The sequence below is a fragment of the Pseudomonas sp. B611 genome, from assembly GCF_055407965.1.
This window is the reverse complement of the sequence record NZ_JBUZST010000003.1, coordinates 125,143-149,074: the sequence shown is the minus strand read 5'-3', so window position 1 is coordinate 149,074 and position 23,932 is coordinate 125,143. Positions and strand designations below refer to the sequence as shown.

At 62.2% G+C, this 23,932-nt stretch carries 23 protein-coding genes; 7 read left to right on the top strand and 16 right to left on the bottom strand.

All coding sequences use genetic code 11. The annotated features are described in order from the left end of the window. Window positions 1–7 precede the first annotated feature (7 nt). The 3 genes from feaR to ACZRMO_RS08865 all read right to left on the bottom strand — a co-directional run bounded on the left by feaR (window position 8) and on the right by ACZRMO_RS08865 (window position 3,153). Complete coding sequence (feaR, locus tag ACZRMO_RS08875) at window positions 8–973, bottom strand: transcriptional regulator FeaR (RefSeq protein ID WP_463972602.1); 966 nt, start codon at window positions 971–973, stop codon at window positions 8–10. A 115-nt stretch (window positions 974–1,088) separates the two neighbouring features. Then, window positions 1,089–1,673, bottom strand: coding sequence for a DUF3156 family protein (locus ACZRMO_RS08870; protein WP_463972601.1), 585 nt, complete (start codon window positions 1,671–1,673; stop codon window positions 1,089–1,091). Next, window positions 1,654–3,153 (bottom strand): APC family permease, encoded by a 1,500-nt coding sequence (locus tag ACZRMO_RS08865; protein ID WP_463972600.1) that lies wholly within the window; start codon window positions 3,151–3,153, stop codon window positions 1,654–1,656. Before ACZRMO_RS08865 ends, ACZRMO_RS08870 begins: the two co-directional genes overlap by 20 nt. A 273-nt stretch (window positions 3,154–3,426) precedes the next feature. Between ACZRMO_RS08865 and ACZRMO_RS08860 the strand changes: the two genes are divergently transcribed. After that, window positions 3,427–4,755 carry an alginate export family protein gene (locus ACZRMO_RS08860; RefSeq protein WP_463972599.1) on the top strand — a complete coding sequence of 443 codons (1,329 nt, stop codon included), beginning with the start codon at window positions 3,427–3,429 and terminating at the stop codon, window positions 4,753–4,755. A gap of 121 nt (window positions 4,756–4,876) precedes the next feature. Here ACZRMO_RS08860 and ACZRMO_RS08855 read toward each other — a convergent pair whose 3' ends face one another. After that, window positions 4,877–5,827: a p-hydroxyphenylacetate 3-hydroxylase reductase component gene (locus ACZRMO_RS08855; protein ID WP_463972598.1), complete on the bottom strand. Its 951-nt coding sequence runs from the start codon at window positions 5,825–5,827 to the stop codon at window positions 4,877–4,879. Window positions 5,828–5,895: 68 nt separating this feature from the next. Continuing rightward, on the bottom strand, window positions 5,896–7,065 hold the full coding sequence (locus ACZRMO_RS08850) for a p-hydroxyphenylacetate 3-hydroxylase oxygenase component (protein ID WP_463972597.1): 1,170 nt from the start codon (window positions 7,063–7,065) through the stop codon (window positions 5,896–5,898). Between the two features lie 306 nt (window positions 7,066–7,371). Here ACZRMO_RS08850 and ACZRMO_RS08845 point away from each other — a divergent pair, with 306 nt between their 5' ends. Then, window positions 7,372–8,859: an aldehyde dehydrogenase family protein gene (locus ACZRMO_RS08845; protein WP_463972596.1), complete on the top strand. Its 1,488-nt coding sequence runs from the start codon at window positions 7,372–7,374 to the stop codon at window positions 8,857–8,859. A 116-nt stretch (window positions 8,860–8,975) separates the two neighbouring features. Next, window positions 8,976–9,212 (top strand): hypothetical protein, encoded by a 237-nt coding sequence (locus ACZRMO_RS08840; RefSeq protein WP_463972595.1) that lies wholly within the window; start codon window positions 8,976–8,978, stop codon window positions 9,210–9,212. A gap of 19 nt (window positions 9,213–9,231) precedes the next feature. On the opposite strand, the gene ACZRMO_RS08835 is transcribed toward ACZRMO_RS08840, so the two are convergent. The 9 genes from ACZRMO_RS08835 to ACZRMO_RS08795 form a co-directional block, all read right to left on the bottom strand. Further along, on the bottom strand, window positions 9,232–10,650 hold the full coding sequence (locus ACZRMO_RS08835) for an aldehyde dehydrogenase family protein (RefSeq protein WP_463972594.1): 1,419 nt from the start codon (window positions 10,648–10,650) through the stop codon (window positions 9,232–9,234). A 14-nt stretch (window positions 10,651–10,664) separates the two neighbouring features. Next, window positions 10,665–11,972 (bottom strand): omega-aminotransferase AptA, encoded by a 1,308-nt coding sequence (aptA, locus tag ACZRMO_RS08830; RefSeq protein ID WP_463972593.1) that lies wholly within the window; start codon window positions 11,970–11,972, stop codon window positions 10,665–10,667. After that, the gene (locus ACZRMO_RS08825; RefSeq protein ID WP_463972592.1) at window positions 11,969–13,486 is read right to left on the bottom strand and encodes a serine hydrolase domain-containing protein; all 1,518 of its coding nucleotides are present in this window, start codon (window positions 13,484–13,486) and stop codon (window positions 11,969–11,971) included. The genes aptA and ACZRMO_RS08825 overlap by 4 nt, the downstream gene beginning before the upstream one ends. A 67-nt stretch (window positions 13,487–13,553) precedes the next feature. Then, window positions 13,554–14,834, bottom strand: a complete 1,281-nt coding sequence (locus ACZRMO_RS08820; RefSeq protein WP_463972591.1) for an OprD family porin — start codon at window positions 14,832–14,834, stop codon at window positions 13,554–13,556. Between the two features lie 128 nt (window positions 14,835–14,962). Then, the gene (locus ACZRMO_RS08815; protein ID WP_463972590.1) at window positions 14,963–16,594 is read right to left on the bottom strand and encodes an ABC transporter ATP-binding protein; all 1,632 of its coding nucleotides are present in this window, start codon (window positions 16,592–16,594) and stop codon (window positions 14,963–14,965) included. Between the two features lie 2 nt (window positions 16,595–16,596). Continuing rightward, entirely contained in the window at window positions 16,597–17,466 is an 870-nt protein-coding gene (locus ACZRMO_RS08810; protein WP_463972589.1) for an ABC transporter permease, read from the bottom strand. Next, window positions 17,463–18,404: an ABC transporter permease gene (locus tag ACZRMO_RS08805; protein WP_124524630.1), complete on the bottom strand. Its 942-nt coding sequence runs from the start codon at window positions 18,402–18,404 to the stop codon at window positions 17,463–17,465. Before ACZRMO_RS08805 ends, ACZRMO_RS08810 begins: the two co-directional genes overlap by 4 nt. A gap of 11 nt (window positions 18,405–18,415) precedes the next feature. Next, a complete protein-coding gene (locus ACZRMO_RS08800; protein ID WP_463972588.1) occupies window positions 18,416–19,984 on the bottom strand; it encodes an ABC transporter substrate-binding protein in 1,569 nt (522 codons plus the stop codon). Between the two features lie 126 nt (window positions 19,985–20,110). Next, the gene (locus ACZRMO_RS08795) at window positions 20,111–20,977 is read right to left on the bottom strand and encodes an alpha/beta hydrolase (protein ID WP_463972587.1); all 867 of its coding nucleotides are present in this window, start codon (window positions 20,975–20,977) and stop codon (window positions 20,111–20,113) included. 184 nt (window positions 20,978–21,161) lie between these two features. Here ACZRMO_RS08795 and ACZRMO_RS08790 point away from each other — a divergent pair, with 184 nt between their 5' ends. The 4 genes from ACZRMO_RS08790 (at window position 21,162) to ACZRMO_RS08775 (ending at window position 23,107) form a co-directional block, all read left to right on the top strand. After that, window positions 21,162–21,434: a CopG family ribbon-helix-helix protein gene (locus tag ACZRMO_RS08790; protein WP_124524627.1), complete on the top strand. Its 273-nt coding sequence runs from the start codon at window positions 21,162–21,164 to the stop codon at window positions 21,432–21,434. Further along, window positions 21,434–21,709 carry a type II toxin-antitoxin system RelE/ParE family toxin gene (locus ACZRMO_RS08785; RefSeq protein ID WP_463972586.1) on the top strand — a complete coding sequence of 92 codons (276 nt, stop codon included), beginning with the start codon at window positions 21,434–21,436 and terminating at the stop codon, window positions 21,707–21,709. Before ACZRMO_RS08790 ends, ACZRMO_RS08785 begins: the two co-directional genes overlap by 1 nt. A 33-nt stretch (window positions 21,710–21,742) precedes the next feature. Next, on the top strand, window positions 21,743–22,621 hold the full coding sequence (locus ACZRMO_RS08780; protein ID WP_017734261.1) for a LysR family transcriptional regulator: 879 nt from the start codon (window positions 21,743–21,745) through the stop codon (window positions 22,619–22,621). A gap of 207 nt (window positions 22,622–22,828) precedes the next feature. Then, the gene (locus ACZRMO_RS08775) at window positions 22,829–23,107 is read left to right on the top strand and encodes a hypothetical protein (RefSeq protein ID WP_463972585.1); all 279 of its coding nucleotides are present in this window, start codon (window positions 22,829–22,831) and stop codon (window positions 23,105–23,107) included. On the opposite strand, the gene ACZRMO_RS08770 is transcribed toward ACZRMO_RS08775, so the two are convergent. Both ACZRMO_RS08770 and ACZRMO_RS08765 read right to left on the bottom strand, forming a co-directional pair. Beyond that, the gene (locus tag ACZRMO_RS08770) at window positions 23,108–23,488 is read right to left on the bottom strand and encodes a hypothetical protein (protein WP_463972584.1); all 381 of its coding nucleotides are present in this window, start codon (window positions 23,486–23,488) and stop codon (window positions 23,108–23,110) included. Window positions 23,489–23,499: 11 nt separating this feature from the next. Beyond that, entirely contained in the window at window positions 23,500–23,898 is a 399-nt protein-coding gene (locus tag ACZRMO_RS08765) for a hypothetical protein (RefSeq protein ID WP_463972583.1), read from the bottom strand. Window positions 23,899–23,932 lie beyond the last annotated feature (34 nt).

Here is a 23,932-nt window from a genome sequence, read left to right as displayed (position 1 = left end):
TTAACAGTCAGGCGGCACCGGCCAAGGCGCCCGAGAGCGCCTGCGCGCGGAAATCCTTCGGCGATTGCTCGAAGTGTTTTTTGAACGAGCGGCTGAAGTGCGCGGAATCGGTGAACCCCCACTTATAGGCAATCGAGGTGATCGACTCCCCACGCAGGAAGGGATTGGCCAGGTCCGTGGCGCTGCGCTCAAGCCTGGCGCGCTGGATGTAACGGCACACACTGTCGCCCTCTTCCTCGAACAGCCGGTAGAGATGCCTGACCGATATTTTCAGGCGCCCCGCCAGGCACGCGGGTGTCAGGTTGGTCTGGGCCAGGGACTCATCGATGACCTTCTGCACATAGCTGCGCAGGTTCACGCCGCCGAGCACGGCAGCATCGTTGGTCTTCTCCTCGGCCTGCTCGAACCCGGAAGCCAACAGCAGGATAAACGCGCTCTGCAAGGCCTCACCCTCGGCCGCCGCGCTGTCGGTGCCATCGCTGCCCTTGCACGCCTGGTCCATCAACAAATGCAGCATGCGCCCGCAGGCCTTGGTCGACGAGATCTTGCCAAAGATCGGCGAGACGCCTTTAAGCTGGCGCTGCACCTGGGCGCGCGACAAGGACAGCGACACATGCTCGATCAAACCATGGGGGGCAATCGCGCAAGGGCCGACCGAATCCATCAGCATCAGGTCGCCGGGCGCCAACTGAATGGTCACACCGCCCTGGGTGATGTGGGAGTAACCGGTGCGCTGGCTGACCAGGAAACAGTGTTCGTCGTTGTCGCAATCGGCACGATCACCGTAACGCACGATATTGCCGGCGTTGGTGCGCATATTGGCCAGTGACAATCCGCCATGGGACCAGGTAGAAATATCACCAATAAACAACGAACGATTGAACGCCAGTTGGGTTTCGAAACGACCACACAATGCCTGCATGGTGGTGGTCCAGTGGTCCAACCCGTCCCAGGCAGCCTGATGGATGCTCATGAATACCTCCGCACGCGATGCTTATTTTTGTGCGCCAATAGTTAACATGTTATCTATAGGCGCACAACTGTAGATCTATGCAAAGTACATAAGCACAAGCCATGCCATTCAAGGCTTAAAGCGTCTTGAGCACTTGGTGTAGAGCCAAAATGCTCTGCTGCAACAGGCGGGTTTGTTCAATACTCAACGAAATATAGCGGCGAAAAGCCGGCATCCGATTGACCACCTCGCTGCCGCCCATATGCTCCAACGCCACGCTCCAGCCGCCTCTGGTGTATTCAAGGGTGATCTTCTTGAAATCCAACGGCATCAGCGCCTCGCGCGACATCTGGTTGGCGCTCAGCTCAAGGGTCAGCCAATCGGCAAAGTCCTGCGGCCCTTTGCGGCGGCGGCAGACCAACCCCGTGCGGGTAATGGCCCCCGTGTGGTGCAGTTGGTAACACCCCTCGCTCCACGGTGAGGCGGGCGTGTGGAAGCGAAAATCCGTGAGCACCACATGCATCAGCAACTGCGCTTCGGCACGCTCATGCACCTCGATGAGCGGCCCCTCTGGACTGAACTGAAACTGCGCGCGCACCGGCGTCGAAAACTCAAACGAGGCCTGGCCCAGGTTACGCCGCACACGCTCAAGCGTCGCCCCCGGACGATACCCCGTCGGCGCACGCTGGGCGCCGAACAGCTCAGACAGCCTTGCAAGCATGATCAAATCCCTCACGCGCCTGAATACCGGGTTCCATGGCGAACTCCTTGGCCAATACGTCCTCCACCCGCGCCGGCTTGAAGGGGTTGACCTTCTGCACCACCAGCGTCCAGAACAAGGCGTACACGGCGGTGCCGCCCAACATCACGCCAAACGGAATGTACACGTCCGCCGGGTTCATGCCGGGTGGCGTGATAAACCACATGCCCAACAAAATCCCCGCGCTGGAAACGATCTGTGGCAGCGGAAAGAACGGCGAGCGATAGGCCCGTGGCAGGTCCGGGCGACGAATACGCAGGATCACCACCGACAGCGTGACCAGCAGGTAAGCGGTGCTCCAGGCACACACAGCCGCCAGTACCAAGTGCAGGATGTTGTCCGCGTTACCGCCCAGGTACCAGGCATGCAGGCACGGGATCAGCATCGCCACGAGAATGCACAACAGCGGCGTCTTGAAGCGTGGGTGCAAATAGGTGAACACCTTCGGCAACGCACCATCCACCGCCATGCCGTACAGGATGCGCGGCACGCCGGCCATCAAGGTGTTGATGGTGGCAGCGCCGGCAAACAAAAAGCCGATGCCCAGCCACACCGGGCCGATATCCCCCATGACCTGGGCGGCGAACTTGGGAATCGCCATCGGCGTATCCAGCAAGTGCAGCCCGGTCGCCGGGTCCAGCACCAGGTTTTCCACCTGGCGCTTCATCGCCGCGCCATAAATGAACATGCACGATGCCACGCCCACCAGGCCCAGGAGCATCGCCTTGGGCATGGTCGAGGCGGATTTGCGCAAGTCCGGCGCCAGCGGCGTGACAAACTCACAGCCGACAAACATGAACATGGCCATGCCCACCAACGACAGGATGGTCATCGGGTCACTGCCCACCAGAGACTCGCCAAACCAGCCGTCCAGCTCCACCGCCGGCGCCGCGATCAACCCCAGCACGCCAAACACCATCAGCGTGGTCCACATGCCAAAGGTGAGGATGATTTCCGCACGCCCAAACACGCTGACACCAAAGGCGTTGAGAATGCCGAAGCTGATCACAAACGCCACCCCCAGCAACCACGACCCACCGGCCGACTCGGCCAGCGTGTTGAGGTGTTCGAAGTTCACCAGCGCCATGACCCCTGACAGGATCGTTTCAGCAGTGCCCGCGAACACATGCACGATCAGGTAGGCGGACAACGTCCCGGTGATGGCAAAAAAACGCCCCATGCCACAGTTGATGTAGTCATACACCGAGCCGGTGGTGGGCAAGATCGCCGCCGCTTCGGCAAACGTCGTGGCCTGGGCCAGCATCATCACCACTGCGATCACCATCGCCACGGCAAAGGCTTTGCCGCCAATGCCAAAGCCCATGGTGGCCGTAAGGATGACCGGGCTGGCCATGATCAGGCCTACCGTACTGGCCAGTGCGGTAGGAAACCCCACCGATCCGCGATTCAAGTGCTCAGTGAGCTTAGGGTTGCTCGACATTTTTTAATGTCCCTGACGTTAGGTTGGCATAAGTAGCGACAGGCTGATCCTTTCTACAGGAGGCTGGCGTCGCCGCACACCCTCACTGTGCGCCCCTGCTCCATGAGCGTCTTGCCCACGGCTGCCGGCGGATTTGTTGCAGCCTGCCAACCGCATGCAGCTGGCGAGCTGAGTCAAATGGCTGGCACGGTGGTTAAAGACGCCTGCCCCTCACGCCCCCCATTAATGGCGCGCTTGATCTTCAACCGCACATCAACAACAGGGGCAATCACCATGGGGCACACCTCAACTACCCGTTCACTCTCAATGGCCGTGGCGCTGGGACTGGCCAGCGCTGCGTGCGTCCAGGCCGCACAGGCCTACGAGCTGTATGCCGACAGCGACACCCATATCAACGGCAATTTCCTTGCCGTATATGGCTTGTTCAACAGCCGCAAGAACTACGACGGCACAACCGGCGGTTCCACCTGGCGTGAAGGGTTCGTCAAATATGGCTTAAGCCTCGACCGTACGCTAGGCAGTTACGGCAGCGTGTATGGCACGGCCAACCTGGTCAGCTCGGGCACCTGGGGTGACGGCGATGCCGCCGGCCTGAGCAACGGTAGCGAACGCACCACCAAATTTGACGAAGCCTTCGCCGGCTGGCGCTCAGGCGACTTGTTCCCGGCCTTGGGCAAGGACGGCGTGGACCTGTCCTTCGGCCGGCAGATCATCCAGTTGGGCAATGGCTTTATCATCAACGATGACGGTTTGAATTTCGGCAAAGGCCCGGCGGATGGTGCGTTGAATCGCGGCGGCGCCTACTACCTCGCCGCCCGCCACGCCTTCGATGAAACCGCAGTATTGCGCCTGGGTGGCAAGGACGGGTTGCACGGCAGTGTCATGTGGATCAAGTCGGACAACCGCGCCCAGGCCAAGACCGAGATGGCCGCCGGCACCCTGGACTACACCGCCGCCCCCGGCACCCTGGGCCTGACCTACATCCATGGCATCGACGTGGATAAGCGCTACGCCAGCGACTTCCAGCAGCAACGCAAAGGCATGGACATCTACAGCCTGCGCGGCAGCGGCGACGCCGGCATCAAGAACGCCCACTTCGGTTTTGAATACGCCTGGCAAGACAAAGACGCCGGCGCCGAGAAAGCCTGGTATGCAGAAGCGGGCTACACCTTCGCCGATACCCTGTGGAGCCCTGACATCACCTACCGCTACAGCCGCTACTCCGAAGGCTGGGACTCCATGTTCAACGGCTACAGCACCGGCTACGGCACCTGGTTCCAGGGCGAAGTGGCCGCCAACTACGCGGGGCCTTTCAATAGCAACACCGCGATCCAGCATGTGGCGCTCAAGGTGCACCCGCTGGAGAACCTGACGGTGGGCACGTTGTTCTTTGATTATTCAACCACCCACAAGCGCGGTAACCTCGACTTGAGCGGTCGGGAGCTGGATGTGTTTGCGGAGTGGGCGGTCAATGAGCACTTGATCATCACCCCGCTTGTTGGCCTCTATAAGCCCAAGCAGGACGAGAACACCGGTGGCAATCAAGTCGGCGGCAATGGCACCAACCTGTACAGCCAGGTGACGGTCGCCGTGCCGTTCTAAAAGAGTAAAAGCAAAATGTGGCGAGGGAGCTTGCTCCCGCTGGACTGCGCAGCAGTCCCATTGTTGGGGCCGCTTCGCGGCCCAGCGGGAGCAAGCTCCCTCGCCACAGATACAACAAACTTCAGCTGGCAATCACTGCCTTGAGCACGGCCTTGAACGACTCGATCTGCTCAGCCGAGAACTGAGCGAACACCTTGTCCTGCTGTTCCCGGGCGATGGTCCACAGCGACTCGGTTTCATCAACGCCTTTGACGGTCAACCGCACACGCTCGTTATCGTCGACCACCAGACCCTTGCGCTTGAGATTGGCCACCGCCTCCTCGATCTCACGCACCGGCATCGCCACCTCACGCTGCAACTGGTTAAGGTCCAGCCCGGCGTCATTCTCCAGCACCATCAACATCCGCGCTTCACTGGTACGCAGCCCGGTGGACAGCTGGCGCGGCTGATAGCTGGCCTGATACGCCCGCAACGCCTGGGTCATCAGGTAGTAGAGGTTATGGCTCAGGCGCCCCTGGAAATGGCTGCTGGGCGGCTGGCCTTCGTCGCGCTTGGTCATGCGGGTGTGGGGCAGCACCATCGAGTAGGCGCCCTGGTGATACAGCAGGGGCGAACGGCCGAAATCGTCAAACGCTACTACTTTGCCGATCATGATCCAGTGGTCGCCACCGTCGACCTGCTGGAACTTTTCACAGTGAAAACGCGCCGAGCAGTCCGCAAACACCGGCGCACCGCCCTCCCCTGGTTCGAATTCAATCTCAGCGAAACGATCATCCTTGGGCCGGGCAAAATTATTCGACAAATCGATCTGATCCGCCGCCAGCACGTTGACCGCGAAGTGGCTCGCCGCTTCAAACACCTCGTGGCTGTTGGAGCGCTTATCGATGCTCCACAAGATCAACGGCGGGTCCAGGGACACCGAGTTGAAGCTGTTGGCCGTCACGCCGACTTTACGGCCGCTGGCGGTTGCCGCCGTCACCACCGTGACACCGGTGGCGAAGTTGCCCAAGGCACGGCGAAACGCGCGCGCGTCGAATGAGTTGGCGGCTTGGGATGCAAGGACTTCAGACATGAAAAACTCCCGGACTGGCCCACAGACCAGCCCTGCTTGTTGTTATGGGGATAGCGCTACGGCGGGGCTCAGACCATCGAAGGATCGGGCTCAAGCCCCATCAACTCGCGCCCGAGGATCTGCGCGCACACGTCATAGTCGGTGTAGGCATGCGCACCGGTGAGGTGGGAATCGCGGAACAGGCGTTGCAGCTCGTTGCTCTCAAACCAGGCGCCACCGCCGGCGGCTTCCATCAAGCGGTCCACGGCCTGGATGCACATTTTGGTGGCGTAGCCCTGGTTGGTCCGCCAGAACGCCAGGGTTTCACGGCTCGGGTACTGGTGCTGCTCGCTGTACCAGGCGATCTCGTTCCAGCTTTTTTCCAGCAAGGCACGCGCCGCTGCCACCTGGTGGGTGGACTCGGCCAGGCGCATCAACGCCGGCGTGGCAGCCCCCACCGCAGCACCGGTGTAGGCACGCACGCGGGTCTTGGTCTTTTCGCGGAACACCTCGAGCATTCGCTCGGCGACCCCCAGGCTGACGGTGGAAAAACCGCTGGCAAAATACGGTCGGTACGGCGCAAAGAAGAGCTTGCTGTCCGGGTACAGACCGAAACCTGCCGACTTGCCTTCCATCATGTCCTTGGCTTTCTGGATGCGATGCTCAGGCACAAAGGCATCCTTGACAATCAACGTCTTGCTGCCGCTGCCGCGCATCCCTACCGCATACCAGTCATCGCGGATCGCGTAATCGCTGCGGGGCAATACCGCGAAGCAATAGTCCTGGCTGCCCTCGGCGTTTTTGCGGCGAAAGCCCATGATCGCCCACTCCGCGTGATCGCACCCCGAACTCCAGCCCATTTCGCCGCTGAAGGTCACCCCGCCGTCGACTTCCTCGGTGCGGCCGAAGGGCGCAATGCTGCTGCTGGCGGTGGCATCCGGGTCATCGCCCCACACCTCGTCCTGCAAGGTCGACGAGAACATCGCCAATTGATGGCTATGGGTGCACAGCAGGCTCATCGCCCAGGCGGTACTGGCGCAAGACGCGGCCAATAGCGCGATGCAATCGGCAAACTGAGGAAGGGAAATCTCCAGGCCACCGTACTTGCGCGGCTGCAACGCGTGGTGCATGCCGATGCTTTTGAGCAAGACGATATTCTCGGCGGGCACACTGCGATCTTTCTCGGCCGCAAAGGCGTTGGCAGCGATGGCCGGCAATACGGCCTTGAGGTCTTCGAGCAGAGGATTGGGCTTTTTCATGGCGGGGCTCTTTATTATTGGAGGTGAGCGCCTCCCGTGCCGAGCAGCCACGGTTGTCAGGAAAACCGTGGCTTCTGGCCGGGAACAGGCAAAAATACCGGGCCAGTATGCGTCGGGCAAAAGCCGTGGAAAATGCACGTTCCACGTAGAAGGTTGTACTTTTCATAGCGTGCAAGCTGGCAGGCTCAGTCATGCCCGTGACACGCACAGTCAAGATAAACGGCGGCGCCCAGCGTACTTTCCCTTGGCAATGCCCGCGCCTAACAAGCGGCACTGTCACCTGCTGGATTATTGGAGCCTGCCCCCATGAGCGATATCCCACTGCTTCCCCGCGTCAGCCAGTTTCTCGGGCGTGATCACGGCCTGTACATCGATGGCGGCTATATCGCCAGCAGCAGCCACGCCAAACTCAAGGTCATCAACCCGGCCAATGGTGAAGTCATCGCGCAAGTCAGCGATGCGGCCCAAAGCGACGTGAATCTTGCCGTCGAATCCGCCAACCGGGGCTTTAAGATCTGGTCCAACACCAGCCCGGCCGCCCGCGCGGCGGCGCTGTTCAAGCTGGCCGACCTGCTGGAGCAACACCGCGAGGAACTGGCGCAGATAGAAACCTGCCAATCCGGCAAACTCATTCATATCGCCCGCGCATTCGAGGTCGACCAGGCCGCGCACTTCCTGCGCTACTACGCCGGCTGGGCGACCAAGATCACCGGCGAAACCATCACCCCGTCGCTGCCTTCCTTCGCCGGCGAACGCTACACCGCCTTCACCCTGCGCGAGCCCGTCGGCGTGGTGGTGGGTATTGTGCCGTGGAACTTCTCCACCATGATCGCCATCTGGAAACTGGCCTCGGCCCTGACCACCGGTTGCAGCGTGATCATCAAGCCAAGCGAATTCACCCCGCTGACGATCCTGCGCATCGCCGAACTGGCCAGCGAAGCCGGCCTGCCACCCGGCGCCTTGAACGTGGTGACCGGCAGCGGCGCTGTGGGCAAAGCGCTGATCGAGCATCCGGGCACCGATAAAGTCTCGTTCACCGGCTCCGTGCCCACCGGGATTGCCGTGGGCAAAGGCGCGATGGACGCCAAGCTGACCCGCGCCACCCTGGAGTTGGGCGGCAAGAACTCCGCGGCGTTCCTGCGCGACATCGACCTGGATAAAGCCGCCGATGGCATCATGGAGGCCGGCTTCCTGCACTCCGGCCAGATCTGCGCCGCCGCCGAGCGTTTTTTTGCCCACCGCTCGCAGATCGAACCCCTCATGGAAAAACTCGCCCAGCGCCTGGCCACCTTGAAAATCGGCTCGCCCCTGGATGAAACCACCCAGTTCGGTCCGGTCACCAACCAACAGCATCAACACAAACTCGCCGGCTTCTTTGCGACGGCACGCGCGCAAAACAACAGGATTGTCTACGGCGGCAACCTGATCGACGGGCCCGGCTGCTACGTCGAGCCGACGATCATTCTTGCCAACGACATCAACGACAGCTTGCTCAATGAAGAAACCTTCGGCCCCATCGCGACGTTCTTCCCGTACGACACCGAAGAAGAACTGCTGCACCTGATGAACAACACACCCTACGGCCTCAGCGCCAGCCTGTGGACCAACGACCTGTCCAAGGCCCTGCGCCTGGTCCCGCAAATCCAGGCCGGTACGGTGTGGGTCAACATGCACACCCTGCTCGACCCAGCGGTGCCCTTTGGCGGCACCAAGTCATCGGGGATCGGGCGCGAGTTTGGCGCGGCCTTCATCGACGATTACACGGAACTGAAATCGGTGATGATTCGCTACTGAGTTGAAGGTACCGATTTGCAAGCGCACGGGCGCCTACGTAATACTTGCGCAATGAAACTCAACGCCCCTATAAAAACCACTCGCCAGCCCACTGCGCCAGAGAAGAGGTTTCCCTGATGCCGTCGGCACTCGATAACCCGGCGGCGCAAAACCAGGGCTTCTGGAAAAAGGCCTCGGGTTATGCCCTCCTGGCCTTCCTGGTGGCGTTTTCCAACGGCACCGACCTGACTTGTCTTGCCGAGGGGTTATCGAACCGAAAGCGGGTCTTCAGTCCTGGCTTCATTGCTGTGTGCGTATTTGTGGCCGTGGTTGAGCTGATCCTGCTGAACCACTTCTACGGCATACGCCACTGAGCCTCGACCCGCGTTGTCGCTAGTACCCAAACAGCGACTTGCTCTCCAGGTACTCGTCAAACCCCATCTCGCCCCATTCACGGCCATTGCCCGACTGCCTGTAGCCGCCAAACGGCGCAGCCTGGTCGGCCCGAGCGCCGTTGAGGTGGACCATGCCGGTGCGCAATTGGCGCGCCACCGCGCGGCTGCGCTCCAGGCTGAGGGAGGTGACATAGCCCGATAAGCCATACGGGCTGTCATTGGCGATGGCAATCGCTTCGGCTTCGCTGTCGTAGGGCATGATCGCCAGCACCGGGCCGAAGATTTCCTCCCGCGCCACCAGCATGGCCGGCGTGACGTCGGCAAATACCGTCGGTTTCACGTAGTAACCGCACTCAATCCCTTGGGGCCGGTCCAACCCGCCGGCGACCAACCGCGACCCTTCGGCGATGGCCGCGGCGATCATCCCCTGGACCCGCTCGAACTGCATGACGTTCGCCACCGGGCCAATGGCCGTGAGCGGGTTGCTGTCGTCATGACACACCTGGGCCAGTACTTCCTGGGCAATCGCGATCACCGCCCCTTGCTGCTCGCGCGGCACCAGCAGGCGCGTCGGCACGTTGCACGACTGGCCGCTGTTGCGCATACAGCCCAACACTGCGTGGCGTACGGCACTCGGCAGGAACGCATCATCCAGAAGGATATTCGCCGACTTGCCGCCCAATTCCTGGGACACGCGCTTCACCGTGTCAGCCGCTGCCTTGGCCACCGCGACGCCAGCCCGGGTGGAACCGGTGAAGGACACCATGTCCACATCAGCATGGCTCGCCAGCGCCGTGCCCACCCCAGGCCCGTCGCCGTGGACCAGGTTGAACACCCCCTTCGGCACCCCGGCCTCGTGCAGCACTTGCGCGATGATCTGCGCAGACAGCGGCGCCCGTTCACTGGGCTTCAGCACCACCGTGCAACCCACCGCCAACGCCGGCGCCAGCTTGCAGGTGAGTTGGTTCAGCGGCCAGTTCCACGGCGTGATCAGCGCGCACACGCCGATCGGCTCGCGCACCACCAGCGTGTTGCCCAGGCGCCGCTCGAAGCGGTAGTCGCGCAACACATCCAGCGCCTGCACCAGATGGCCGAGGCCGGCCGGCACATGGGCGCTGCGGGCCAGGGACAGCGGCGCGCCCATTTCCAGGTGCACCGCTTCGATCAACGCTTCGCTGTGGCGCTTGTAGGCGTCGATGATGGCTTGCAGCAGGTCGATGCGCGTCTGCAACGAGGTCGCTGCGAACTCAGGGAAGGCTCGCCTGGCGGCACTGACGGCGCGGTCTACATCCTCGCCATCGCCGAGCATCACACGGCCGATCAGCTGCTCGGTGGACGGGTTCACCACCGTTTCGACGTTGCTGCCATGGGGTTTGGCCCAGGCGCCATCTATGTAGCACTCAAACAGATCCGACATGCCCTGCACTCCCTTCAAGACACTTGATTCAAGGCGCCCGCCAAGGTGTCGAACACCTGGGCGATTTCCTGCGGGCTGATCACCAGCGGCGGCGAAATCACGATAGTGTCGCCCGAGCCGCGCACCAGCACGCCGTGGTCGAAGCACCATTGCGCGACCTCACTGCCCCGTGCGCCAGCCGCACCGGGGCGCGGTTCCAGTTCGACAGCGCAGAGCAAGCCGAGGGTGCGCACGTCCAGTACCGGGCCCACTCCTCGCAGCGCCAGCGCCGCCGTCTGCCAAAGCCCGCTGACGGCGTTGACGTGCTGGTTGATGCCCAGCTCGCGATGCACCTCGATGGTCGCCAACCCAGCCGCACACGCCAGCGGGTGCGCCGAATAGGTGTAGCCGTGCATCAGCTCGATCACGTTGGCCGGTCCGGCCATGAAGGCTTCATACACGACCGCGCTAACCAGCACTCCGCCCATGGGCACGGCGCCGTTGGTCAGGCCTTTGGCGGTGGTGATCAAGTCCGGGGTGACGCCAAAGGCTTGCGCGGCAAAGCTGTCGCCCACGCGGCCAAAGCCGGTGATCACTTCGTCGAAAATCAACAGCACACCGTGGCGCGTGCAGATCTCCCGCAAGCGCTGCAAATAGCCCTGGGGCGGCGGGTACACGCCACCCGAGCCGGTCACCGGCTCGACGATCACGGCGGCGACGGTGCTAGGGTCCTGGATGTCGAGCAACTGCGTCAGCGCATCGGCATAACTCGCGCCGTGTTCAGGCTGGCCGGCGCTGAAACGCATGCTCGCGTCATACGGCAGCGGCAGGTGGGACACCTCCCCCAACAGCGGGCCAAAGTCGCGTTTCTGCCGGCCGATGCCGGACACCGACAGCCCGCCGAAGCCCATGCCGTGATAACCCTTGGCCCGCCCGATCAGCTTGGTGCGGCGGCAATCGCCCCGCGCCTGGTGATACGCCCGGGCGATCTTCAACGCCGTGTCCACCGCCTCGGAACCCGAGTTGGTGAAGAACACCTGCGCCATGCCCGCCGGGCTGATGTCGATCAACCGCTCGGCCATCTCCAGCGCCTGGGGGTGGCTCATCTTGAAGGACGAGACAAAGTCCAGACGCCCCGCCGCTTCGCGAATCGCTTCGACAATTTTCGGCTGGCCATGCCCGGCATTCACGCACCACAGCCCGGCCATCGCATCCAGCACGCGGCGCCCGTCGGTGGTGGTGTAGTGCATGCCATCGGCACTGGCGAACATCATCGGTTGTTGCTGGAACTGACGCATCGGGGTGAACGGCGCCCAAAAGGCCGGGTTGGAAATAGTGGTCATAGGTGCTCCTGCAAAACGGTGGTCTGATGGCCGAAGAGCGTCGGGCGCTGCAACGGGCCGGCGTTAACGTTGACGCTGCGGTCCACCGACAAGGTGCCGCCCTCGATCCGGCAAGTGACCTGGTCACAAAACGCCGTCTCGACAAACTGCCAGGTCAGGTTCAGCACGCCGTCTTCACTCCAGCGCGCCTGCGCCACGACGGGGGTGAGTTCCGGCTGGTATTGGTGATGCAGATAGTGGCCGGTCATGCCTGTCTGGCTTTCGATGGCATCCACCAGCCCGGCACGGATGCAATGGGTGCCACGGGGGTCGCTGAGGTAGAAATCGCAATAGTCAGGGCCGAACGTCAGGCGCACTTGGCTCACCTGGTCTTCATTGGCCTGCATCACGAACGTGCCGCTGAACTCGGCCTGGCGTGGCGAACTCGACGCCCCCGTCAGGGACGGCCGCCGCTGGTTGGCCAGCAGTCGCGCCAATTCGCCATCCGCCGCGCCATCCGTGGGCACGCCCAGCGCGGGCAGCAGGTGTTCCCAGAGCAGGCTGTGCAGGCGCCGCTCGCCCAGGGGCAAGCCGGCGGTAAACGCGATCACCGCGTTATGCCGGGGTAATACGATGCACTGCTGGCCGAACACACCGGAGGCGTAATAACCGCCGTGCAAGGTCATCCACCATTGGTAGCCGTAGCCTTCGCGGCGTGTGACGGCGGCGTCGCTGGACTCATCGCGGCCCAGGTAACGCTTGCCATCGAAGGCGCCCATCCACACATCATCGACGTGGCCGCGGGTGGCTTCGGCCACCCATTCCACGGACAACAGTTGCTGCCCTTCCCATTGGCCTTGCTGCAAATGCAGCACGCCAAACTTGAGCAAATCTTCGGTGCTGCAACTCAAGCCATTGCCACCGGTGTTGAAGCCACCAGGGGCCAGGTCCCACTCAATCGGGCCCATGCCCATGGGTTGGAAAATACGCGCGTTGCACAGCTCAAATGCCGTCTGGCCACTGACCACGCTGACGATGGCCGATAGCATGAAGCTCGACGCGCTGCTGTAGATAAACCGATGCCCAGGCGCGTCTTCCACCGGTTCATTGAGGAACAACTTGACCCAGCTGTCACTGCGCCCACGCCAGGCGCCACCGGAGATGCCCTGGCGGTGCCCGGTGCGCATGGTCAGCAGATCGCGCACGGTCATGGCCGCCAGGTTGGCGCTGATGGTTGTCGGGCAATCAGCGGCGAAAAAATCCACCACCTTGGCGTCCAGCGACAGCACACCGTCATCCACCAACAGCCCGACGGCCATGGCCACCCAGCTTTTGGTCGCCGAATGCTGGACGTGCAGACGCTCGGCGCGATACGGCGCCCAGAACGCCTCGGCCACCACCGCGCCGTCGCGGTAGAGCATAAAACTGTGCAACTCCAGGCCCGCAGCATTCACCGCTTCGATGAAATCACTGACGCCCCGCGCCGATACACGTTGTTGGCTGGGCAGTGCCCGGCGCAACGGCAAACTTGTCATTTGATCTATCCCTTAATGTGCACTGCGTGGGCGTGCAACAGGCCGACCCTGTTGCACGCCATGACGGCTACCAGAGCGCCACGGTGTAACCCAGGATCACGCGGTTTTCGTTGGTGTCACGGGCGAAGTTGCTGGTGGCGCTGGCGTTCTGCCAACGCAGCGACACGTCCTTGAACGTGCCGCTCTGCACCACGTAGCCCAGGCTCAAGTCGCGTTCCCACTCACGCCCTTCGCCGTTGAAGCCGATGACCTTGGCGTTGTCGCCCTTGGCGTAACGCGTGGAGAACAGCAGGCCCGGCAGGCCCAGCGAGGCGAAGTCATAGTCGTAGCGGGCATGCCACACACGCTCGCCGGTCTGGGAGAAGTTGGCCAGTTGGTACTCGGTGAACAGGTAGGTGTTGGTACCGTCCACATAGGTGAACGGTGTCGAACCGTACTGCGCCTGGTAACCGCCGCTGAGGTTGTGGCCGTACAGGCTGTAGCCAATGCGGGTACTCAACGCACGGTTGTCCACCTTGCCGGCCAGGGCGGCGGCGTCTTCGCTGGCGTTGAAGTAGCGAATGTCGGTCTTGAAGGTGCCGGGGCCCCACTTGAAGCTGTTTTTCACCCCCAGGTAGTGCTGCTGGTAAAGGCTTTCCAGTTGCGCGTATTGATAGGTCAGTGCGGTGTTCGGGGTGAGTTTGTACTCGCCACCGGCGTAGCGGAATTCATCGCTTTTCGCGCTGCTTTTGTAGGCGCCGTACTGGCTGGTGAGGCCCATGTCTTCGTAGTGCGTGGAGTCGCGCTGCTTGACCTGGTCCAACTGGCCTGCGCTCAGGGTCAGGTTGTCGATGTCTTTGGACGTGATGGCCGTGCCGCTGAAACTCTGCGGGAACAGGCGGCTGAGGTTGGGTTGCAGGGTCGGCAGGTCGGGCACCATGTAGCCCACGCGCAGCTCGCTTTTGGCCAGGCGCGCCTTGCCGGTGATCCCCAGTTTTGAGTAGTTGTCGTGGGCACGGCGGGCATAGCTCGGCGAGCCCGGTTCGGCCACGCTGGAACGTGCGAGCAGGCCGGTGCCGGAGTTGTCCGGGCTGGAATCGAGCTTCACGCCGAGCATGCCCACCGCGTCCAGGCCAAACCCCACCGTGCCGTCGGTAAACCCCGATTGAACGTTGAGGATAAAACCCTGGGCCCATTCGGCACGCTTGTTCTGCCCGCTGTCTTCGCGGTAGTCGCGATTGAAGTAATAGTTCTTCAATTCCAGCGCGGCCTTGCTGTCGGCGATGAAGTCGGCGTGGGCCAGCAAGGGCATGAAACCGGCGCCCATGACGCTGGCCCCGGTGACGACTTTAGTGATGCGGTTATTCATGTGCAGGTTCCTGGCAGACAGGTTGAGTGGGGTTGTTTTTGTTTTCTTCGGCCATGGCTTCGCCCGCCTCGTCAATCCGCGACCGACGAGGGATGAGGTGCAACACATGGCCTGGGGTGCAGCAGTACCTAAATCACATTGGCGCGCAGGCGATAACTGCCATCCGCACGTTTCTCCAAGGGGCTAGCCGCCGCCAGCAAGCGGCGGGTGTACGGGTGTTGCGGGCTGTCGAAGATCGTGTCGCGCGGGCCCATTTCCACGACCTCGCCCTGGTTCATCACCGCCACCCGATGGGCAATGCGTTCCACCGCCGAGAGGTCGTGGGAGATAAACAGGCAGGCGAAGCCGTATTGGCGTTGCAGGCGCTCGAACAGTTCGAGGATCTGCTTCTGGATGGTCATGTCCAACGCGGAAATCGGCTCGTCGGCGATCACCAGTTTCGGCCGGCGCACCAACGCCCGGCCAATCGCCACGCGCTGGCGTTGACCGCCCGAGAGTTGGTGGGCGAAGCGCTCACGGAACTGCTCGGGCAAGCCCACGTCCACCAGGGTGTCGGTGACGCGCTGACGCTTTTGCGCGGCGCTCAGGGCCGGCTCATGGCGCAACGGTTCGGCGAGGATCTGGCCGACGGTCATGCGCGGGTCGAGGGACGAATACGGGTCCTGGAAAATCATCTGGCATTGCAGACGATGCACGCGGTTGGCGGCCTTGAGGATATCCACGCCCTGGAACAGGATCGCCCCGGCACACGGATTGACCAAGCCGACCACCGCCCGCCCGAGGGTGGTCTTGCCCGAGCCGCTGCCGCCGACCAACGCCAGGGTTTCACCCGGGGCGATGCTCAGGTTCACCGAATGCACCACGCGCTTGGGCACGCTGCGCCCCCAGAAACTGCGCGGGCCCGGATGTTCGATACACACATCACGCACCTGCAACAACGCGGCGTCCGCTGTTGGCAATGGCACCAACTCGCCGCGCCGAGGCAGTGCTTCGAGCAACTGGCGGGTGTATTCGGCCTTGGGCGCGAAGAGGATATCTTCGATACGCCCCTGCTCCACCGCCTTGCCCGCACGCATCACCACTACTTTGTGGGCGTAGCGCGCCACCAGCGACAGGTCGTGGCTGATAAACAGAATCGCCGTGCCCTGCTCGCGGGTCAGCTCCAGCATCAACTCGATCACGTCCAGTTGGGCCAGGCAGTCCAGCGCCGTGGTCGGTTCGTCGGCGATCAACAGCGCCGGGCGCAGCAACATCACCGAGGCGAGCATGATGCGTTGGCGCATGCCACCGGAGAACTGATGCGGATAAGACGCCAGGCACTTTTCCGCGTCCTTGATGCCGATGCGTTGCAGCATGGCGATGCAGCGCTCGCGGATCGTCGCCGCATCCAGCGCGGTGTGCAGCTTGAGCGCCTCGCTCATCTGTCGGCCAATGGTCAGCGCCGGGTTGAGGGACACCATCGGTTCCTGGAACACCATGCCGATCCGTGCGCCGCGCACTTCACGCATGGCCTTGGCGTTGTTGCTGTCCAGCGGCTCACCCTGGAAGGTGATGCGCCCGCCGCACACTTGCATCGGCGCCGGCAGCAAGCCAATCGCGGCGCGGGCGGCCATGGTCTTGCCGCTGCCGGACTCGCCAACCAAAGCGACGATTTCGCCGGGCGCCAGGGTAAAGCTGAAATCATCGACCGCCAGTGGGCCGTCCACACCAACGCGAATCTGTAGATTTTCAACGGCCAACAAAGGCACGGGTACGCTCATGCTCATTTCCTCATGCGCGGGTCGAGACGATCACGCAAGGCATCGCCGAACAGATTGATCGCCAGCAACGTCAGGCTGATAAAGATGCCAGGGAAGATCCCCAGCCACGGCGCGTTGGAGATATAGGTGCGGCTCGCCGAGAGCATGCTGCCCCAGGTCGCGGCCGGTGGTGGTACGCCCAGGCCGAGGAAACTCAGCGCGCTCTCCGAGAGCAGCGCCCAGCCGAACATGCTGGTGGCCAGCACACACAACGGCGCCAGGCAATTGGGCGTGATGTGGCGGAACATGGTGTACAGCTCGGAGTTGCCGATCACCCGCGACGCCTCGATAAACTCCAGCTCACGCAACGACAGCACACTGCCGCGCACCACCCGCACCACCGACGGCGTGTAGGCAATGCCGAGGGCGAGCACGATGCCGTACTGGCTGGCCCCGACAATCGCCATGATGCCCAGGGCCATGAGGATGCCGGGGAACGCGAGCAACGCATCGTTGAGCATCATCAGGATGCGGTCGGTCCAGCCGCGCAGATAACCGGCGAGCATGCCGATCAGCGTGCCGCAGACCACCGCCACACTCACCGACAGCAGGCTGATCCACAGGCTGGTGCGCGCACCGATGATCAAGCGGCTGAACACATCCCGGCCAAATTCATCGGTGCCCAGCCAGTGCACGGCATTCGGCGCATGCAGACGGGACAGCAGGTCGAGCTTGAGCGGGTCGTAGGGCGTCCACACCACGCCGAGCAAGGCCAGCAACACCAGGGCTGCGAGCAAGCCGCCGCCAATCAGCGCATTCAACGGAGGGTAGCGCCGACGTCGACGCGGCGTTATCGCCCCTACGCCGGGCAAGGCAGAAGTCTTCAGGTTCATAGCTTCACCCTTGGATCGAACAGCGGATACAGCAGATCCACCAACAGGTTGACCAACACATAGATGCAGGTAATCAGCAGCAGGCAACCCTGCAACACCGGGTAGTCGCGGGAGAAGATTGCGTCGACCATCAGCCGGCCGATGCCGGGCAAGGTGAACACGGTTTCCAGCACCGCGATGCCGCCGAGCAGGTTGCCGAGGATCAGGCCGATCAGGGTCCAGGTTGGCGCGAAGGCATTGCGCAAGGCGTGCTTCCACAGCACCGCGCCCTCCGACAGACCCTTGGCCCGGGCATGGGCGATGTATTCCAGGCGCAGCACTTCAATGGTGCTGGCCCGTGCCATGCGGGCGATGGCGCCGAACTCGACTAACGTCAGGGTGACGATTGGCAGCACCACATAGGTCAGCGCTTTCATCGGGTCGCTGCCAAAGCCGACGTAGCCAATCACCGGCAACCAGCCCAGCTGGATGCCGAACACGTAGAGCAGCAACAAGCCCAACCAGAAACTCGGCACCGACAGCAACAGCGTTGCCGTCGCCACCAGGCCCAGGTCCATCGCGCTGTTTTGCTTCCAGGCCGCGAGCAAACCCACCGGCACCGCCAGCAGGGTCGCCAGCAACACCGCCACCAGCACCACCGTGGCGCTGACGCTGAAGCGCTCCACCAGCAAATCCAGGACCGGCTGGCGGCTGCTGATGGACACCCCGAGGTCGCCACTGAGCACCGACTTGATCCAGATCAGGTACTGGGTCACCACCGAGTGGTCCAGCCCCAGGCTGCTGCGCATGTCGGCCAGGCTTTGCGGATCGGCCATGTCGCCGAGCATCAGCAAGGCCGGGTCGCCGGGGATCAGGCGGATCAAGGCAAACACAATCACCGAGATCAGCAACAGGGTCGGCACCGCCATGCCGAGCCTGTGTGAGATGAATCGAAACATAGCGCTACGCCTTACTTGGAAGTGTCGGCCAGCTTCACGCCCCACAGGCGCGGCTTGGCAACAGGCCAGGAACGATAACCCTCGACACGCTTGCCCATGGCCCCGATGGCGGTGCCGTTGTAGACGACCACCATGGGTACATCCTTGAGCATCAGCGTGTGCAGTTGGTCGAACAAGGGCCGGCGCTTGGCAGGGTCCACTTCGCGCTGGGCCTCACGCAGGATCGCCAGGGCCTCGGGGTTGTCCCAGACTTTGCGCGGTTCCTTGTCCTTGTCGCCGATTACCGATTCGTAGCTTTGCGCGGCATCGAAACGGCCCGAATAAGAGAACGCCATCATCTGGTAGCTGCCGGTCTGGTAGCGCTCCAGCTGGGTGCCCCACTCAAGGGTTTCCATCTCGATGTTCACGCCGGCCGCTTGCGTCATGGCTTGGCTGAGCAGGCCCAGATCAAACATCTGCGGGTAGCGCTTGTTGACCAGCATGCGGATTTTTTCGCCGCGGTAACCGGCCTCTTTCAACAGGCGCCGGGCCTCGTCGAGGTTATAGGTGTAGCCCTGGTGCGCGGTGGCGTCGTAGTAAGGGCTGGCGGTGGGGATCACCGAGTTGTTGACCACCGACAAACCGTCGGACAACGCCGCGACCATCTGCGCGTAATCCAGGGACAACGCCACCGCACGGCGGATGCGCACATCCTTGAGCAGCGGGTCTCGGGTCTGGAACAGCAGGCCGCTGATGGTCATGATCGGGCTGACCTGGACCTGCAGGTTCTTCACCTGCTTGAGTTGCGCAGCGTCCATCGCCGTGACATCCGGCAGCAGGTCCACGCCACCCGACAGCAACGCGGCCTTGGCCGAGGCCGAATCGGGGATCACTTCAAAGCGCACCTTGTCGACAAACGCCTGCTTGTTGCCGGTGTAGCCGTCTGCCGTGGCCTCGGCCCGTGGGCTGTAGTCCTTGAAGCGCTCCAGCTCGACGTACTGGCCCTTCTGCCATTTGCCCAGGGTGAACGGCCCGGTGCCAATCGGTGCGCGCCAACTGCCATCGGCGGCCAGGGAGTCCGGGTGCAGGATGCCGCTGCCGGCACAATCCGGGCGGGCCATGGCGGCGAGGAACAAGCCGTTGGCCTGGTCCAGGGTGAACACCACGGTGTTTGCGTCAGTGGCGGCGACATCGACGATCTTGGCCGCACCGCGCCCATCGAACTCCGCCAGGCAACGCCACTGGGTCTTGGGGTCGAGGTAACGCTGCCAGGTCCATTGCACGTCCTTGGCGGTCAGCACCTGGCCATTCTGGAAGTGCACGCCATCGCGCAGGGTAAAGGTGTAGCGCAGGCCATCCGGCGACACGTCTACGGCACTGGCGAGCATCGGCGCGATGCTGGTGTCTTCGCGGTACGCCACCAGGCCTTCGACGATGTGCATCATCACCGCGTCGGTGTTGTCGTCGCGGTTGACGCCCGGGTCGGTGCTGCGGATATCACCGTTGAGGCCAACGCTGATGACCTTGTCCTGGGCGACGGCCATGGACAACGTGCACGCCGAGAGCGCGACGGCCAGTGCCGTCTTTACGTAGTTATTCACGGGAGAAAGACTCCTTGAAGAAATGTTCCGGTCGTTGGCGTGGGCCAAGGCAGGACCGGCATCAGAATGAGTGAATCCTTGGTTATTGTTATACGGTCTGTTCTGAGTGCAGCGTGTAGCGGTGAATCAGCCCAGGCTGCGCTTGTGGCGCAACACCTTGGCGAAAAAGTCCTGGGCCGCCGGCATGGCCTTGATGCCCTGGTGCGCGACGTTGGGCAACAGGTCGAACTGCACCTGTACGCCAGCGGCTTCAAAGCTGGCCTGCAAACTGGCCAGGCGTTCCGGGCGCGTACGCCCCGCCGTGTTGGCCCCGGCCATGTAGTGCTTGCCGCCTTCGCGGTGGGTGATTTCCCAGGTTTCCAGGTCGGCGTCGCCCACCACCATGTGCACCGGCAACTGCTGCAAGGCGGGCAGGTTCAGCGGCTTGCCAAAGCGAGCAGCGAAATCGCGCACGCCGACCCACCAGTCCTGGTCGGCATCCAGCAAAGTCACCGAGCCCGGCGCGCCGATGGAGGCGGCCCAGAGTTTTTCCGGGTGCAGGTAGCAGAAACGGTGGGTGAATTGCCCACCACCGGAATAACCGAACAGCGCGAACGTATCGAAGCGCCGGCCGTAACGCTCGCCGACGTTGGCGATCATGTCGAGCAGGATCTGGTCGTAGCGGATATCGCCTTCGACCATCTGCTTGTAGCCATCGCCATTGCCATCCCCCAGCACACCAACCGGGAACAGGGGCGACAGGATCACACAATCGTTCCAGCGGCCAAACTCCGCGAAGCCATTGCGGTAGATCTCCATCGCGCGGGTCGAGCCGTGCAGCGACACCACCAGGTCGATGGGCCGGGTGGCGTCTTCGATGGTTTCAGGCACATAGAGGGTGTAGGCAAAACGGCTGTCCTGGACGTGGGAATACACCGTGGTCGCGCCGAGGTGGTAGACGTTCTTGGCAGCGCGCAGGGCTGCGTCTTCAGGGCTGGTATCTGTATTGCTCATGGGGTCAATTCGCCGAGTCAGTTCGGATTTGAGTATTGGCCGGGCGCTATAAAAAGAAAAACTAATTAAACTTTAACCTGAGTAAACAAAACCTTTACCATTCAGTCTGACGGCTCGCTTGACGACCTATTGTTATTCACTATGATTAATTTTCAATCGGCCAATTATCAGGAGTCACCCCATCATGGCAACCACCGCAAAAACCAGATCGGTCACGGCTCATGTGCCTGAGCAATTGGCGCAAAAAGTCGATTTGATGGCGGAGCGCCTGGAGCGCTCGAAAAACTGGATCGTCAAACAGGCTTTGTCCGCGTGGATCGACCAGGAAGAAGAGCGCAGTCGCCTAACGCACGAAGCCTTGGCTGACGTTGATGCGGGCCGTGTGATTGATCATCAAGCTGTCCAGGCCTGGGCGGATAGCCTCAGCACTGATACTCCGCTGCCGGTACCGCGCTGATGGAGTTGAAGTGGACAAGCAAGGCGCTTTCCGACATTGCCCGCTTATACGAGTTTCTGGCAGTGGTAAATCAGCCCGCCGCCGCGCGAACCGTGCAGCAACTCACGTCAGCGCCGACGACGCTGCTGGTCAACCCGCGAATTGGCGAACGCTTGGAAGAGTTCCAGCCAAGGGATGTGCGGCGAATCCAGATTGGCCACTATGAGATGCGTTACGAAATAGTGGACTCTACTGTCTATCTACTGCGCCTGTGGCATAGCCGAGAAGATCGCTAGCGTCGTCTTTTTCCCGATTTCTGTAGGCTCCCCATGAGCAGCATTCGCTTCTTCAAGACCTTTATCGCCGTCGCCGAGTACGGCAGCTTTGCCGCTGCCGCCGACCGCGTAGCCCTTACCAATGCCGCCGTTGGCCAGCAAATGCGCGCACTTGAAGAGGAAATGCGCCGTCCGCTGTTCGACCGCAGCCAGCGGCAGATCAAGCTCAGCCGCGACGGCGTGCTGTTGCTGCCCAAGGCCAAGCGCCTGCTGGCGGACTACGAGCAGATGATCGCCGAAGCGCCCGATGGCGAGGCCATGGAGGGTGAGGTGTCGATTGGCGGGATTACCTCGGGCATGGGCCTGCTCGCCAACTGCCTGGTGCAACTGAAAAAGCTCCACCCGCGCATCTCGGTGAACCTGATGACCGCGCGTTCCGACGAAGTGGTCAACCTGGTCCACGCCGCCAAGCTCGACGCCGCCTTGCTGATCGAGACGGCGCGGCAAAACTTCGACGGCCTGAGCTGGACCCTGCTCTACAACGAACCCATCGTGATGCTCGCCAATGCCACGCAGACCGCCGGGATCAACGACGCGGTGGAGTTGCTGCGCACCCAGCCGTTCATTCGCTATGACCGCTCCACCGCCGTGGGCCGCAAGGTGCAGTCGATCATCAAGAGTGAGTCGGTGGAGCCGCTGGAGATCCTGGAGCTGAACTCGATCATCGGCATTGCCGATCTGGTGCGCCAGCAAGTCGGGGTGGCCATCGTGCCGTTGCTGAAGAACTTTGACTGGCACAAAGACCCCAGCCTGCGCGTCCTGCCGCTGCCGGGCGACTTGGCGGTACGGCGGGTGGGGATTCTGGAGCAAGGCACCAAAAGTGCGATTACCGGAGAGATTCGCAAGCTGCTGATGGCTGCCGTGGCGAAGTGACGCGTGACGTTACGCCGTGGTGCTGACCAGCGTTGCTGCGCTGGGGGTACTGGCGATAGTGACGTTCATGGCAAGTTTTCGATAGCAATTGGCGAACTTTATACGCCACGTAGCCATCATTACGCCAGCTTCGCCGGGGGTAAACTTGGTATCCGAAAAGCTATAATATGCGGCGCTCGGTTACACGCCCCAAGGAACAAACAACAGATGAGCAAGACCGCTTACTGGCTACGTCTTATGGCCTCACTCCCGGTATATGCCCTATCCATCATCGTGTGGATTCAAACGCCAAAAACCATTGCCGACGCCGTAAGCCTATGGCGCCGGGGCTACCTGACGTCTTACGAGCATGGCCTGGCGATCGGCCACATCATCGGCGGCGTGCTGGTGGCGGCAGTGGCCTACGGCATCTGGCGCCTGGCGCGCTACCTGCGCACGGGCTACTTCAAGAAGCAGCCCAAACCTGCGCCCACGCCGTGGCCGTGATCAAGGTGCTTTGGTTGAGGGCTTGGAGGTAATGGCGCCGAAACAGCGCATCTCCATCTGCTTGCCGTATTTTTCAATGACCGCCATGCGGGCTTCCTTGGTGCTTTCAATCGGGTAGTCCTGGACCTGACGCAAGAACACAGCGCGCACGCTTTTGCGGCCATCGGCGACCTCATACTTGCCGTCCTCTTCGAAAGGCGGCTCGGTACCTTCCTGTCGCCCCCACATGGCGGCAATGCCATCAGCCTCCCAAGTGCGGCAGTACTGGCGCTCCTGCACGGTCATGATGATCTTGTCGCCCTCGCTGTACCACGCCCAGGCACCGGAACTCGCGAACACGGCGCTCAGCGCCAAGGCATGGGTGAAAAACCTGCGCAGCATAGTGTGATCCCTCACGGCTTGACGACCGAGGCGCTTTGCCCCGTCTCGATGTCACGAATGTCATAGCTCCACTGGTTCAACGACGAAAAACCATACAGCCCATACGTACGCCCCGGGGCCAGCTCCACGGTCAGCGGAACCAGTGCCGTATGCGTCTGCGCGGTGATGAACTTGCGCACCTGCAGGGTATGGACGCCAGCCCCCACGCGGTATTCGCTCTGGCGGCTCAGCCAGTACAGGGTCTGTTCCCCGTCGATCTTGACGATCGTCAGCGATTTATCGAACTGCTGGATCGTCACGACTTGCTCAGCGGGTTTGCCTTTCGCACTGTCGTGTTCGTAATGGATACAACCGGTCAGGGCCAGGCTCGCCGCGAACAGCGCACCAACCCTTTGCAAGTTTGCCAGCATCGTCTCATTCCCTTGAAAAAGGGCATGATCCTAG